The following is a 14365-nucleotide window of genomic DNA, read 5'->3' as shown; positions in this document are numbered from 1 at the left end:
ATTAAAGGAGGTAATTTTTTTGTTTTATGATAGTACTTATTTAATTTTAGTGCCAGCTTTAATACTTTCTATATGGGCTCAATCTAAAATATCATCTACTTTCAATAAATATTCAAAAATATATAGTTCCAAGGGATACACGGGTTCACAGGTAGCTAGGATGATCCTTGATAGTAATGGACTAGTTGAGGTGCGGATTGAAAGGGTAGCTGGTAATCTTACAGATCACTATGATCCTAGAGATAGAGTATTAAGACTTTCAGAAAATGTATATTCAAGTACATCAGTTGCATCTATAGGAGTTGCAGCTCATGAAGTAGGTCATGCAATTCAACATCAACAAGAGTATAGGCCACTTATAATTAGAAATAATATAGTACCAGTTGTAAATATAAGTTCTAGAGCATCTTGGGTAATATTTTTTATTGGAATAATAATGGGGTTACCTTTTTTAACAAACATAGGTATAGTGTTATTTTCAGCAGTAGTTTTATTTCAACTTATAACTTTGCCGGTTGAATTTAATGCTTCTAATAGGGCTATTAAAATACTAGAAGATAAATCTATACTTTATGAAAATGAAATAGTTGGCGCAAAAAAGGTGTTAAGTGCGGCAGCTCTTACTTATGTAGCAGCTACACTTACTGCTATATCACAATTATTAAGACTAATGGCATTAAGTAATAGAAGAAATGATTAAGGGATTTGAGGTAGAAATATGAACGCGAGAGAATTAGCCACTAATGTTTTATGTAAAGTATTTAATGAAAATGCTTATTCTAATATTGCATTAAATAAAGAATTAAAAGGTAAAGATTTAAAAGACATGGATAGAGGACTTATTACTGAAATAGTATATGGAACTATAAAATATAAATATACTATAGATATTATTATAAAGTCTTTTGTAAAAGATATAAAAAAAGTAGATAATTATGTATTAAATATATTAAGGATTACTGTATATCAAATTAGATATTTAGATAAGGTTCCAAATTATGCGGCAGTAAATGAAGCAGTAAATCTGGCTAAGAGAAAATCTAAAGCATCTTCTAAATTTGTAAACGCAGTACTTAGAAATTATTTAAGAAATGAAGAAAAAGACTTTTTAAATAACCAAGATAGATTTGAAAGATGGGCCTATGAGTACTCTTTTGAACCATGGATGATAAGATCTTTATATAAGCAGTACGGAAATAAATATACAGAACTTATATTAAAAGGCTTAAATAACAGACCAGCAGTGACAGTTAGACCAAACTCAAATAAGGGTTCTTACGATGAAATATTTAAAGCCTTACAAGAGGCTGAATATGAAGTCAGTAGAGGATATATATGTGATGAGGCTATAGTTATATCAAAGGGGAGTAGTGTAGAAAGAAACAGAGCTTTTGTAGAAGGTGAAATTACAGTACAAGATGAAAGCGCTATGCTTGTAGCAACTGTTATGGATATAAATAAAGATGATATAGTTTTAGATTTATGTGCAGCTCCAGGAGGTAAGACTACGCATATAGCAGAACTTTTAAAGGGTACTGGTAAGGTTTTTGCTTTTGATATACAGGAAGGTAAACTAAAGTTCATAAAAGAGAATGTGGACAGATTAGGACTTTCAAACATAGTACTTGATACTATGGATGCTACAAAGCTTAATGAAAAACTTATTAACAAAGCAGATAAGGTGTTAATAGATGTACCTTGTTCTGGTATAGGAATAATAAGAAAGAAACCAGAAATAAAATGGAACAAGAATTTAAAAAATCTTAAGGAACTAATAGCTATACAAAGAGAGATTATGAAAAATGCTTCTCAATATGTGAAAAAAGGTGGCGTTCTTCTTTATTCTACGTGTACATTAAATAAAGAAGAAAATGAAGATAATATAAAGTGGTTTCTAAAAAATAACAATAACTTCAAATTGGAGAAAGTATATTTTAAAGAGGCAAGCAATATTATTTATAGTGAAGAGGGTTATGTTACTATATTGCCACAAGAGAATATGGATGGCTTTTTTATAGCTAAATTAATGAGAGTTTAGTAGGTGCAGTATGGAAAATATTTTAGATCTATCATTAGAAGAACTAAAAATATGGATGAAACAAAACAAAGAAAGTGAATTTAGAGCAAAGCAAGTTATGGACTGGATTTATAAGGGTATTTTCGAATTTAATCTTATGTCAAACTTATCAAAACCTCTTCAAGAGAAGTTAAAAAATAATTTTTTGATATACATACCACAAGTGGTTAATAGCTTTCAGTCAAAAAAGGATAATACTAAAAAGTTGCTATTAGCGCTTGAAGATAATAACCTTATAGAATGTGTAATAATGGATTATAAATATGGTAAGTCTATTTGTATATCTACGCAAGTAGGTTGTAGAATGGGATGTAAATTTTGTGCTTCAACAGTAGGTGGTGTAATAAGAAGTCTTTCAGCGGGAGAAATGATCTCACAAATATTAGCTGCAGAAAAGTTAATTGGAGATAGAATATCAAATGTTGTACTTATGGGAAGCGGAGAACCTTTTGATAACTATGACAATGTAATTAAGTTTTTGAAGATAGTAAATGCTGAATATGGACTAAATATAGGTCAAAGGCATATTACATTATCTACTTGTGGGATTGTACCTAAAATAAATGAAATGGCAAAAGAAAATATGCAAATAACTTTGGCTATTTCACTTCACGCATCCAACGATGAAGATAGAAAGAAGATAATGCCAATAGCTAATAAGTATTCTATAGAAGAAATAATTAATGCCTGCAAAGATTATATTAATAAGACAGGCAGAAGAATTACATTTGAATATGCATTGGTTAATGAAATAAATGATTCTAAAGAAAATGCTATGGAATTAAGCAATTTACTTAAGGGCATGTTATGTCATGTAAACTTAATACCCGTTAATGAAATTAAAGAAAAGTTATATGTAAAATCTTCTGAAGATAATATTAAAATATTTTCAGACGTCTTAAATAAAAGAGGCATTGACACCACTGTAAGAAGGGAAATGGGATCCGATATTGATGCTGCGTGTGGACAACTTAGAAGAAGTCACATTGAGAAGACCCAAATATCAAAAGAGGGGTGCTAGTCATGTTTGGAATGATAACAGATTTAGGAATGGTAAGGAACCTTAATGAAGATTGTGTTGGTTATTTGATTAATAATAATATTAAGTTATTTATAGTAGCTGATGGTATGGGTGGTCATAATGCAGGAGAGATAGCAAGTAAAATAGCTGTAGATACTGTAAAAGATTATTTTGAGGAAAAACCAAATATTTCAAAAGAAAATTTGTCAAGTCATTTTAAAGAGGCTATAATATGTGCTAATGAAAAGATATTTAACATTTCAAAACAAAAAAAAGAATGCAGAGGCATGGGAACTACTATAACAGCTTGTATAATGTATGAAGATAAAACTTTAATAGCAAATGTAGGAGACAGTAGTTGCTTTGTTATAAAGAAAGATAATATAATTAAGGTGACTAAAGATCATTCTTTAGTCCAACAACTTGTTGATAAGGGGAGCATAACAGAGGAAGAAGCTGTTAATCACCCAAATAAAAATGTGATAACAAGGGCAGTTGGAACATATGAACACTTAGAAATAGATATATTTGATATATCTTATATAAATGTGGATATGATTTTGTTATGTACAGATGGACTAACTAATGATATATCAAAAGATGAATTATATAATATTATTAATAAAGATAGTTGCGTTAGATATGATGAACTTTGCAAAAAGATAATAGAGGAAGCTAAAAAACGCGGGGGAAGAGATAATATATCTTTAATTTTAGTTAAAGGAGAGCAAGATTATGATGATAGGAACAATATTAGGTGATAGATACGAGCTCTTAGAAAAAATAGGAGAAGGCGGTATGGCTGTAGTTTATAAAGCTAGATGTCATAAATTAAATAGATTCGATGCCGTTAAGATTTTAAAAAAAGAATTTATATCAGATGGTGACCTAGTTAATAAATTTAAAAAGGAAGCAACTGCAATTGCTAACTTATCGGATAATAACATAGTTAATATTTTTGATGTTGGAAGTCAAGGAGATATAAATTATATTGTTATGGAATATGTAAGAGGAAAGACATTAAAAGAAGTTATTAAAGAAAACGGAAGACTACCTTATGATAAGGTTTTGGATTATGGTATACAAATTTCAAAGGCACTAGATTGTGCTCATAGAAATAATATAATTCATAGGGATATAAAGCCACAAAATATTTTAGTTACAGAAGAAGGCGTTTTAAAAGTAACAGACTTTGGTATAGCAAAATCACCAGATTCAGCTACTATAACTAATTCTAAAAAGATATTAGGTTCTGCTCATTATTTTTCTCCAGAACAAGCAAAGGGATCATACATTGATGCTACAACAGATATATATTCTTTAGGAATAGTGCTATATGAAATGGTTACAGGAAGGGTACCCTTTGATGCTGAAAGTCCGGTTTCTGTGGCGTTAAAGCATATACAAGAATCACCCATACCACCTAAGCAGATTGTTCAAAACATACCTGAGAGTTTAAATAAGCTAATATTAACCGCCATAGAAAAAGAGCCAGCTAAGAGGTATAAAACCGCTAAAGATATTATGAATGATTTAATTAAGATACAAAAGGATCCAGACTCTAAAATTCACTATTCTAATGTAGACAGTGGATTTACTAGAATAATGGATCCTGTAAATCAAGCTCTAATTCAAGAGGATCTTGAATTAGATAAAACAATTATAGATGATGATGATGATAAACAAAAGACAGGGGTAACAAAAAGGAGCAAAAAGATAATAATAATATCACTTATGGTTGTATTAGCTATATCATTAGGATTGTTAAGTGCTTATTTAATGGATAGATCATCACTTGCAACTAAGAAGAATAAAGAAGTAACAGTGCCCAAAATACTAAATCTAACAAAAGAAGAGGCTAAAAATATACTTGAGAGTAATAAACTTAAAATTGAAGTAGCAGGTACGGAAAAAAGTGATAAAAAAGAAGGTACCATAATAGATTCAAATCCTAAAGAAGGCCAAGTAGCAAAAGAAGGGGATATAGTTAAGGTTATTATAAGTGGTGGAATTTCATCTATAAATGTTCCAGACCTTAAAGATATAAATATAAAATCAGCTAAGGATATGATAGCAAGTTATGAACTTGAAGTTGGAAATATTGATTCCGATTTTAGTGATAAAGTAATGAAGGATAATGTAATAAGACAAGACCCATCACCAGATAAGCAGGTTGAAAAAGGTACCAAAATTAATTTAGTTGTAAGTAAGGGTCCTAAGATCATTTTAATTAGTGTTCCAAATGTAATGAATGTAAATGTTAATGATGCTGAAAATACTTTAAAAGGTTCTAAAATGACTGTAAATAAATCTACAGAAGAAACTGCTGATAAATCTAAGGATCAAAAGGTGTTTTATCAATCAATAGAAGCAAATACTAAAGTAGAAGTAGGGTCTAATATTAATATAAAATATTACGTCTATAAAGAACCAGAACCTGTAAAAGTTGTTGTTCCAAATGTAATAAATACAAAGGTTAATGATGCTGAAAATGTCTTGAAAAATGCTAAATTAACTGTAAATATATCTACTGAAGAAACTCCGGATAAAGGTAAAGATCAAAATGTATCTTATCAATCAATAGAAGCAGGTACCAAAGTAGAACCAGGATCAACTATTAATATAAAATATTACGTTTATAAAGAACCTGTAAAACCGGTGAAACCAGCTGACCCAGCAGATCAGGGAAAACAAGGGGAACCAGAAAACCAAGAAAAACCAGGGGATAAATCTAAACCATAACTTATTAATAATGGAGGAAAATAACAGTAGTCAAAAACTTATAAAGGTTTATAAAACTATATTGAATTTAGATAATGTTTGTGTTGTGCTAAATTCAAGGGGTGGTATAAATGAAATATTATTCTATTGGGGAGTTTTCAAAATTAATAGGAAAAGCCTCATAGACTTTAAGAGATTGGGATAAAAAAGGTGAATTCAAGCCACATCATGTTTCACCAAGTGGATATAGATACTATTCACAAGAGCAACTTAATCATTTTTTAGGAATCAAAGGCATTGAAACTAAAACTAAAAAAGTAATTGGATATTGTAGAGTTAGCTCCCAAAAATAAAATAATGATTTAGCAAGACAGATAGAAAATGTTAAAACATATATGATTGCTAAAGGTTATCAATTCGAAATAATACAAGACATAGGAAGTGGGATAAACTACAACAAAAAAGGATTAAATCAACTAATAGATGTGATAACTAATTCAGAAGTTGAAAAAGTAGTAATTTTATATAAAGATAGATTGTTAAGATTTGGTTTTGAAATTATAGAAAATCTGTGTAACAAGTATGGGACTACTATTGAAATAATAGATAATACTGAAAACACAGAAGAACAGAAATTAGTTGAGGATTTAATTCAAATTGTTACAGTATTTGGTTGTAGACTTCAAGGCAAGAGAGCAAAGGCATTGATGTTGGAATAAAAGATTTAGCTATATGCTCCAATGGAATGACTTATAAAAATATCAATAAAACAAAAGCAGTTAAAAAGTTAAAAAAGACTTTGAAAAGAAAACAAAGACAATGTTCAAATAAGTATGAGAAAAATAAAAAAGGAAAGGAGTTTGTTAAAACCAAGAACATTGCAAAACTTGAAAAGCAAGTAAGATTACTTCATAGGAGATTAGCCAATATAAGAGTTAATCACCTACACCAAGCTACTAAGAAGATAGTGAAAACCAAGCCATCAAGGGTAGTTATGGAAACACTTAATATTAAAGGTATGATGAAAAATAAATATTTATCAAAAGCTGTTGCAGAGCAATGCTTATATGAATTTAAAAGGCAAATGCAATATAAATGTGAGTTTTATGGAATAGAATTTGTTGAAGCTGATAAATGGTATCCATCATCGAAGACTTGTAGTGGGTGTGGAAATGTAAAAGCTAAACTTTCACTATCAGAAAGAACTTATATCTGTGAGAATTGTGGCTGTATTATAGATAGAGATTATAATGCAAGTATAAATCTTAGTAGATATTCAGCATAATTACAGAAACAATTATGCCTGAGGTGTACCATGCGTTGTATGGGAAGTTAAGCCCCTGGACTATTATATCAAACCAAAGTAGTTTTTAACAAAATGGGATAGGTTGAATGGGGAATTAAACAAGCTTTATAGAGTTTTATAAGGTTTTGGCAACGGCTATACATGAAAGGTATAATAATAAAAGGCATCGGAGGATTTTACTATATAGATACTGTAGATAAAGTTTTTGAGTGTAAAGCTAGGGGTAAGTTCAGATACGACGAACTTACCCCTATGGTAGGTGATAAAGTTGAAATAACAGTAGAAAATGGGAAGGGAGTAATAGAGAAAATCTATGAGCGAAGTTCCGAACTTACAAGACCTATGGTATCTAATGTAAGTCAAGCATTTATAGTTTTTGCAATTAAAGATCCAGACCTTAATATGGAACTTTTAAATAAGTTTATATTACTCTGTGAATACAACAATGTAAGACCAATAATATGTATAAACAAAATAGATCTTTGCAAAGAGGATGAATATCTTTATATTAAAGATGTTTTCGGAAAGTTAGACTATGAACTTTTATTTATAAATGCAAGAGAAGAGAAGAGTCTTCAATTACTAAAAAAAAGACTTAAAGATAATGTAACAGTACTTTGTGGGCCTTCTGGGGCAGGTAAATCCACTATACTAAATAGTCTTATAGGAAATTATAAGATGGAAACTGGTGAAGTAAGTAAAAAGATTGGAAGAGGAAAGCATACTACAAGGCACAGTGAACTAATTCAAGTAGAAGATGGGTTTTTATTAGATACCCCTGGGTTTTCTACTTTAGATGTGGAAGTTATGCCTAAGGAAGAACTTCAATATTTATTTCCAGAGTTTTCATCTTATAGGCAGTGTAAGTTTAATTCTTGCCTTCATCATAAAGAGCCTGGCTGTAAGGTAAAAGAAGCTTTAGACCAAGGTGATATAAATAGGGTTAGATATGATTTCTATATTAAAATATTAGAAGAAATTATTGGGAGGAGAAAGAAATGGTAAAAATAGCACCTTCAATATTATCAGCAGATTTTTCAAAATTAGGAGAACATATAACAAGACTTGACAATAGCGAGGCGGATATTATACATATAGATGTTATGGATGGAAGGTTTGTACCTAATATTAGTTTTGGTATGCCAATTATTAAGTCTATAAGACCTTATACAAAGAAAGAATTTGATGTACATCTTATGATAGATGAACCGTCAAAGTATATAGAGGAATTTGCTAAAGCAGGCGCAGATATTATTACTGTACATTATGAATCGGAAAAACATTTAGATAAAACTATTACTCATATAAAAGAGCTTGGGATAAAAGCAGCTGTAGCATTAAATCCAGCTACACCAATTAATGTTCTAGAAAGCATATTAAAGGAATTAGATATGGTTTTAATTATGAGCGTAAATCCAGGATTTGGAGGTCAAAAATATATAAAGTATTGTGATGAAAAGATTAAGGCTTTAAAAAAGATGATACTAAAAACTGGTAAGGATATATCCATAGAGGTAGATGGGGGAATAGATTTAACTAATATTAGAGATATATCAAATAGTGGAGCGGATATAATAGTTGCAGGGTCGGCTGTGTTTAAAGGAGATAATATAGAAGAAAATATAAAGAATCTTAAAGAGGCTACAAAATGAAAGTAGTTATAGTGGCAGGGGGGAAGCCCCCCTCTTTTAATTTGCTAAATGATGAAGTTAGAGATTGTGATGTCCTTATAGCAGCAGATAAGGGAGGGGAAGTGCTTTATAATGCAGGTATAAGCCCAAATTTTTTGCTTGGGGACTTCGATTCTATAGATGAAAAGGTTTTTAAACATTTTCAAAATAATTTAGAAAATATAGAAATATATCCGAAAGAAAAAGATTTTACAGATACAGAACTTGCTTTAATGAAGGCACTAGAAAAAGAGGTGCAAGAAATAGTATTTTTAGGGTGTACGGGGAGCAGATTAGATCATATGGTGGCAAATTTAGGTCTTTTAAAGACTTGTCTTGATAACGGAGTAGATGCCTATATAAAAGATGACAACAACTGTATATTTTTAAAAGACAAGAATTGTACTCTTAAAGGCGAGTATGGCCAAATACTATCATTCCAGGCCTTTAAAGAGCAGGTAGAAGAGTTCAGCATATATGGTGCAAAGTATGACCTTAGGGACTATAGGCTTGAATTTGGAGATCCTAGGACAGTGTCTAATGAATTCTTAAAAGAAGATGTAAGGATTGAATTTAAAAAAGGTATAGTTATGGTTATGTATTCTAAAGATTAAATTATTATAAAAGAAATTATTAAAATTTATGATTAATAAAATAAACAGTATCATTAATTAATAAAACATGATAATCACCAAAGTAAAAATGTTTAATATAATAATTATTGGAGCAATATGTTTCGGGTGATTTATTTGGGTAAAAGATGGAATAAGAAAAGATTTTATGGAATAGTAGTTGGGTGTGTAGGACTTGGAATGGTATTATCTGTATTAATGCCACTGTGGGCATGGTTATTGGCTATTGGTGCGGGACTTGTATACTGCGGATGGTATATTTTTTGTGGTAAAAAGTAAAGATTTCACCATATCTACAATATATTTAGAAGCTAATTTAAGCCTAATCTCTTTTAAGGAGGCAATATAATATGAAGATAATGGCAATAAAGTTACCTAAGTTCTTATCTAACATACTAAAAGCGCTAAGAAAAAGATAAATAAAAAATGCAATTGTATTTTAACAATTGCATTTTTTATATTTTATATAGCTCTTTCAACCTTACCGGAACGAAGGCATCTTGTACAAACGTGGACAGTCCTTGGAGTCCCATTAACTATGGCCTTTATTTTCTTTATATTTGGAGCCCATTTTCTTTTTGATTGACGGTGTGAGTGGCTGTATTGAACACCTGACATAACACCTTTATCGCAATATTCACATCTTCTTGACATTATAAAACACCTCCTCTAACTATAGAAGATAATATTCTTCATTTAGCACAAATAATATTCTATCAAATATTCATATTTTGTGCAAGTAAAATATAAGGGTATTAGTAAATAAAGTAATTAAAATTTAAATTTTGTTGAATAAAGTGAAAAGTTAATATAGAATATATGATATGGAATTAATCAAGGAGGACTGAATATGATAGGAATATCTAACGAACATGGAAACATAGAGTATTCAGACGAAGTTATAGCTAACATAGTAGGGTTGTCTACTATGGAATGTTATGGTGTAGTAGGGATGGCTTCTAAAAGTGCTGCTGATGGATTATGGCAATTACTGAAGATCGAGAATTTGAGTAAGGGCGTTAAAATTAATTATAAAAATGAAGAACTGACTATAGAATTATTTGTAGTAGTACAATATGGGACTAAAATATCTGTTATAGCTAATAATATTATTCAAAGAATAAGATATAATATAGAGAGCTATACAGGATTAAAGGTTTCTTGTATAACTGTGAATGTTCAAGGTATCAGGGTCTAGGAGGTTTACTTAAATGGAATATTTAAAAATAAATGGTGAGCATTTTTATAATGTAATGGTTAATGCAAGTAATAAATTAGAAGAACAAAAGGAATTTGTTAATTCATTAAACGTATTTCCAGTACCTGATGGCGACACAGGAACTAATATGTCAATGACATTTAAAGCAGCAGTAAAGGAAATAGAGGGTATGAACTCTAAATCTATTGGCGAAGTTTCAAAAAAACTTGCTAAAGGGGCTCTTATGGGAGCTAGAGGTAATTCAGGAGTTATACTATCTCAAATATTAAGAGGTATTGCAAAAGGATTAGAGGATAAAGACGAAGCAAGTGCTGAAGAACTTGCAGAAAGCATAATGGAAGGTAGTAGATCTGCGTATAAGGCTGTAATGAGACCGATAGAGGGTACAATCCTTACAGTAATAAGGTCAGCAGGCGAAAATGCTCTAAAGAGTAAGGCTAAAGATATAACACTTCTTATGGATGATATTTGTAAAGGTGCAGAGGATACTTTAAATAAGACACCAGATATGTTACCAGTTTTAAAAAGCGCTAAGGTAGTGGACTCTGGTGGAATGGGACTTTTGATAATACTCAAAGGAATTCATGAAGCTTTAAGAGATGATCTTAAATCTAAACTTGGAGATTTTCATTCAATACACACTAATATATCTGCTGCTAACAACCTTGAACCTCATGATATTAAATTCGGTTATTGTACTGAGTTTATAATTCTAGGAGATTCATCTAAGGCAGAAGATTTTAAAAGGGAAATAGAGGCTCAAGGAGATTCTATGATAGTTGTTGGGTATGAGGATGTAATTAAAGTTCATATCCATACTAATAATCCTGGAAATGTTTTATCAAAGGCAGTAGCAATTGGTGAACTTTCAAAAATTAAAATTGATAATATGAGAGAAGAACATAGAAGTTTAATTATAGATCAAGAAAAGTATAAAGAAGAAATTCAGGAAGAACAAAAGAAATATGGATTTATTTCAGTATCTATGGGAGAAGGAATAGAGCATATTTTTAAAGATCTAGGAGTAGACTACATTATCCCAGGTGGTCAAACTATGAATCCTAGTACAGAAGAAATAGTAAAAAGTATAGATAAGGTAAATGCAGAAAATATATTTATATTGCCAAATAATAAGAATATAATTATGTCAGCAACTCAAGCAGCGGAGCTTTCAGAAAAGAATGTTATTGTTATACCTACAAAAAGCATACCACAAGGCATAACTTGTGTTACTATGTTTAATCCAGAGGGAGATGTAGAAGAAAACTTAGACGCTATGAAAGAAAGTATTGAATCTGTTATATCAGCATCTATAACTTACGCTGTTCGTGATACTGAAATGGATGGCATTGAAATAAAAGAAGGAAATATACTAGGTCTTGTTGAGGGTAAAATAAAAGAGGTTGGTAGTGAATTATACGATGTTAGTGAAAAGTTATTAGAAAAGATAGTTGACGAGGATAAATCACTTATAACTCTTTTTTATGGAGCAGACTGTATAAAAGAAGAAGTAGAAAAGTTTGCTTTGAAATTAGAAGGTATATATGAAAATATAGATGTTCAATTTTACGAGGGAAAACAGCCTTTGTATTATTTCATAATTTCTGTAGAATAATTAAAAAAGCCTACGGGCTTTTTTTTGCTATGAGGTGTTATTTGTGAATCTTTATAAAGATATAGAAGAATTAAAAGGGGTTGGCGGTAAAACAAAAGAGAATTTAAACAAGTGTGGTATATTCACAGTTATGGATCTTTTGTTGTATTTTCCGAAGACCTACGAGTTTGTAAACAATGAAACGCTATGGGATGAAAGCTTCGAAAAAGAAAAGTTGGTATTAACCTGTACTTTTAAAGGTATTAAAAGTCATATTAAAACTAGAACAGGCAAACACCTAATTACCTTAAATTTTAGCTACAAAAATATGAGGGTTGTAGCTAAGTGGTTTAATCAACCATACATAAAGACAAAGTTTAATATTGATGAAGAGTATGTACTTCTTGGAGACTATAAAAAGAGTGGGGAAATTTTAGAAATTACTAATCCTGTTATAGGGAGTAAGGAACTTAAGACTGGGAATATTATATCTAAATATATGCTTCAGGATAAGTTAACTAATAAAATCATACTGAAGCTAATAAATGGTGTTTTAGATAATATAGAAATAAAAGAAAACCTACCACAAGACTTACTACAAAAACATAATTTTATGTCTTTAGATAGCTCCATTAGAAATATACATTTTCCAAAAGATATGAAAAGTTTAAATAAATCTAAAGAAAGACTAAAATTCCAAGAACTTTTTACTTATTCATTAAAAATATTAATGCTAAAGAAAAAACTGCAGTTTAATACAAAGGGAATAGCGTTTAAAATGGATGAATCCTTAGCTGATCTAAAAGAAAGTCTGCCATTTAAGCTCACAAAAGCTCAAAGTAGAACTGTAAGGGCAATTCTTATAGATGAAAAAAAACCTTATCCAATGAATAGATTAGTACAAGGTGATGTAGGAAGTGGAAAGACTATAATTGCTATAATAGCGATGTTTAATGTAGTTAAAAATAATTATCAAGCAATATTTATGGCTCCTACTGAGATTCTTGCAAATCAACATTATAAAGAGTGTAAAGATATATTAAGTAAATTTGGTATTGAAATAGAACTATTAACTGGAAGTACATCACCAAAGGAAAAAGAAAGAATTAAAAAGGATTTAAGAGATGGTAAATCAATTATAGTAATAGGAACACATGCTTTAATTGAAGAAGATGTAAAAGCCTTGAATCTAGGTATCATAATAACAGATGAGCAACATAGATTTGGAGTGCATCAAAGAAGTAAACTTATAAACAAAGAAGAAACAGCAGATATTTTAGTAATGACAGCAACTCCAATACCGAGGACTTTATCACTATATTTATATGGAGATTTGGACGTTTCAATTATAGATGAACTACCTCCGGGAAGACAAAAGATAGATACTGTTTTTTATAATAAAAAGCAAAGAGAGATTGCTTATAAATTTTTATTTGAAGAAATAAAAAAAGGACGTCAAGCTTATATAGTATGTCCACTTATAGAAGAAAATGAAGATTTAGATCTTAATTCTGTAAATAAATTATATGAAGAGTTAAAACAAACATATCCTAGTAAGGAAACGGTAGAGATACTTCATGGAAAAATGAAGTCGTCGATGAAACAAGATATAATGAATAGATTTAAAAATGGAGAAATATCTGTTTTAATTTCAACTACGGTTATAGAAGTTGGGGTAAATGTTCCTAATGCTACAGTAATGATTGTAGAAAACGCTGAAAGATTTGGACTATCACAGCTTCATCAGCTTAGAGGAAGGGTTGGAAGAGGAACTCATAAATCATATTGTATTCTTACAGGGCAAGCTAAGAGCAATACAACTAAGAAAAGAATGATGACTATGGTAGAAAGTAATGACGGGTTTTATATAGCTGAACAAGATTTGAAATTAAGAGGATCTGGAGAACTATTTGGAATAAAACAACATGGTGAGACCGGACTTATATTAGCTGATATAATGGACGATATAGAATTATTTAAGATAGCTAATAATGAGGCGATTCAAGTTATCAATAGTAATCTTCAGATAAATAAACTATTGATAGAAGAAATAATGAGCTATTTAGAAAGTAGCTCTAAATATATTTGTTTTAATTAACATACAAAAACTTTGTATATTATAAAT

At 30.1% G+C, this 14365-nt stretch carries 14 protein-coding genes and 2 pseudogenes; 15 read left to right on the top strand and 1 reads right to left on the bottom strand.

Going from position 1 to position 14365, the window contains the following annotated elements:
• Positions 1 to 13: 13 nt before the first annotated feature.
• The 12 genes and pseudogenes from DY168_RS07890 to spoVM all read left to right on the top strand — a co-directional run bounded on the left by DY168_RS07890 (position 14) and on the right by spoVM (position 9846).
• Positions 14 to 700, top strand: coding sequence for a zinc metallopeptidase (locus DY168_RS07890; protein WP_115641271.1), 687 nt, complete (start codon positions 14 to 16; stop codon positions 698 to 700).
• Positions 701 to 718: 18 nt separating this feature from the next.
• Complete coding sequence (gene rsmB, locus DY168_RS07885) at positions 719 to 2038, top strand: 16S rRNA (cytosine(967)-C(5))-methyltransferase RsmB (RefSeq protein WP_115641270.1); 1320 nt, start codon at positions 719 to 721, stop codon at positions 2036 to 2038.
• Positions 2039 to 2048: 10 nt separating this feature from the next.
• Positions 2049 to 3098 (top strand): dual-specificity RNA methyltransferase RlmN, encoded by a 1050-nt coding sequence (gene rlmN, locus DY168_RS07880; RefSeq protein WP_115641269.1) that lies wholly within the window; start codon positions 2049 to 2051, stop codon positions 3096 to 3098.
• Between the two features lie 2 nt (positions 3099 to 3100).
• A complete protein-coding gene (locus DY168_RS07875) occupies positions 3101 to 3859 on the top strand; it encodes a Stp1/IreP family PP2C-type Ser/Thr phosphatase (RefSeq protein ID WP_115641268.1) in 759 nt (252 codons plus the stop codon).
• Positions 3834 to 5840 (top strand): Stk1 family PASTA domain-containing Ser/Thr kinase, encoded by a 2007-nt coding sequence (pknB, locus tag DY168_RS07870; protein WP_242984085.1) that lies wholly within the window; start codon positions 3834 to 3836, stop codon positions 5838 to 5840. The genes DY168_RS07875 and pknB overlap by 26 nt, the downstream gene beginning before the upstream one ends.
• A 110-nt stretch (positions 5841 to 5950) precedes the next feature.
• Positions 5951 to 6538 (top strand): annotated as a pseudogene (locus DY168_RS07865) (IS607 family transposase).
• A pseudogene (locus DY168_RS07860) lies at positions 6514 to 7104 on the top strand (RNA-guided endonuclease InsQ/TnpB family protein); the annotation flags it as partial. The pseudogenes DY168_RS07865 and DY168_RS07860, both read left to right, overlap by 25 nt.
• A 162-nt stretch (positions 7105 to 7266) precedes the next feature.
• On the top strand, positions 7267 to 8130 hold the full coding sequence (rsgA, locus tag DY168_RS07855; RefSeq protein ID WP_115641267.1) for a ribosome small subunit-dependent GTPase A: 864 nt from the start codon (positions 7267 to 7269) through the stop codon (positions 8128 to 8130).
• The gene (rpe, locus tag DY168_RS07850) at positions 8124 to 8777 is read left to right on the top strand and encodes a ribulose-phosphate 3-epimerase (protein WP_115641266.1); all 654 of its coding nucleotides are present in this window, start codon (positions 8124 to 8126) and stop codon (positions 8775 to 8777) included. The genes rsgA and rpe overlap by 7 nt, the downstream gene beginning before the upstream one ends.
• Positions 8774 to 9409, top strand: a complete 636-nt coding sequence (locus DY168_RS07845) for a thiamine diphosphokinase (RefSeq protein ID WP_115641265.1) — start codon at positions 8774 to 8776, stop codon at positions 9407 to 9409. Before rpe ends, DY168_RS07845 begins: the two co-directional genes overlap by 4 nt.
• A 135-nt stretch (positions 9410 to 9544) precedes the next feature.
• Positions 9545 to 9706, top strand: a complete 162-nt coding sequence (locus DY168_RS14665; RefSeq protein WP_172556298.1) for a hypothetical protein — start codon at positions 9545 to 9547, stop codon at positions 9704 to 9706.
• Between the two features lie 71 nt (positions 9707 to 9777).
• Entirely contained in the window at positions 9778 to 9846 is a 69-nt protein-coding gene (gene spoVM / locus DY168_RS15270; RefSeq protein ID WP_115642446.1) for a stage V sporulation protein SpoVM, read from the top strand.
• Between the two features lie 43 nt (positions 9847 to 9889).
• On the opposite strand, the gene rpmB is transcribed toward spoVM, so the two are convergent.
• A complete protein-coding gene (gene rpmB / locus DY168_RS07835; RefSeq protein ID WP_029453289.1) occupies positions 9890 to 10081 on the bottom strand; it encodes a 50S ribosomal protein L28 in 192 nt (63 codons plus the stop codon).
• Between the two features lie 196 nt (positions 10082 to 10277).
• On the opposite strand from rpmB, the gene DY168_RS07830 reads away from it, so the two are divergent.
• From DY168_RS07830 to recG, 3 genes are read left to right on the top strand one after another with little or no spacing between them, the layout of a single operon-like run.
• Positions 10278 to 10625, top strand: coding sequence for an Asp23/Gls24 family envelope stress response protein (locus DY168_RS07830; RefSeq protein WP_115641264.1), 348 nt, complete (start codon positions 10278 to 10280; stop codon positions 10623 to 10625).
• Positions 10626 to 10638: 13 nt separating this feature from the next.
• Complete coding sequence (locus DY168_RS07825; RefSeq protein WP_115641263.1) at positions 10639 to 12261, top strand: DAK2 domain-containing protein; 1623 nt, start codon at positions 10639 to 10641, stop codon at positions 12259 to 12261.
• Positions 12262 to 12304: 43 nt separating this feature from the next.
• Positions 12305 to 14338, top strand: a complete 2034-nt coding sequence (recG, locus tag DY168_RS07820; protein ID WP_115641262.1) for an ATP-dependent DNA helicase RecG — start codon at positions 12305 to 12307, stop codon at positions 14336 to 14338.
• Positions 14339 to 14365: the final 27 nt, after the last annotated feature.

Origin of the sequence: Clostridium putrefaciens (assembly GCF_900461105.1) — a bacterium.
GTDB classification, from domain to species: Bacteria; Bacillota; Clostridia; order Clostridiales; family Clostridiaceae; genus Clostridium_L; species Clostridium_L putrefaciens.
This window is presented reverse-complemented; position numbering and strand designations above follow the sequence as displayed.

Coding starts and splice junctions, on each gene's coding strand:
- rlmN (WP_115641269.1), top strand. CDS start 2,049: ATGGAAAATATTTTAGATCTATCATTAGAAGAACTAAAAATATGGATG.
- DY168_RS07830 (WP_115641264.1), top strand. CDS start 10,278: ATGATAGGAATATCTAACGAACATGGAAACATAGAGTATTCAGACGAA.
- DY168_RS07845 (WP_115641265.1), top strand. CDS start 8,774: ATGAAAGTAGTTATAGTGGCAGGGGGGAAGCCCCCCTCTTTTAATTTG.
- rsmB (WP_115641270.1), top strand. CDS start 719: ATGAACGCGAGAGAATTAGCCACTAATGTTTTATGTAAAGTATTTAAT.
- rpmB (WP_029453289.1), bottom strand. CDS start 10,081: ATGTCAAGAAGATGTGAATATTGCGATAAAGGTGTTATGTCAGGTGTT.
- rpe (WP_115641266.1), top strand. CDS start 8,124: ATGGTAAAAATAGCACCTTCAATATTATCAGCAGATTTTTCAAAATTA.
- DY168_RS07875 (WP_115641268.1), top strand. CDS start 3,101: ATGTTTGGAATGATAACAGATTTAGGAATGGTAAGGAACCTTAATGAA.
- rsgA (WP_115641267.1), top strand. CDS start 7,267: ATGAAAGGTATAATAATAAAAGGCATCGGAGGATTTTACTATATAGAT.
- DY168_RS07825 (WP_115641263.1), top strand. CDS start 10,639: ATGGAATATTTAAAAATAAATGGTGAGCATTTTTATAATGTAATGGTT.
- pknB (WP_242984085.1), top strand. CDS start 3,834: ATGATGATAGGAACAATATTAGGTGATAGATACGAGCTCTTAGAAAAA.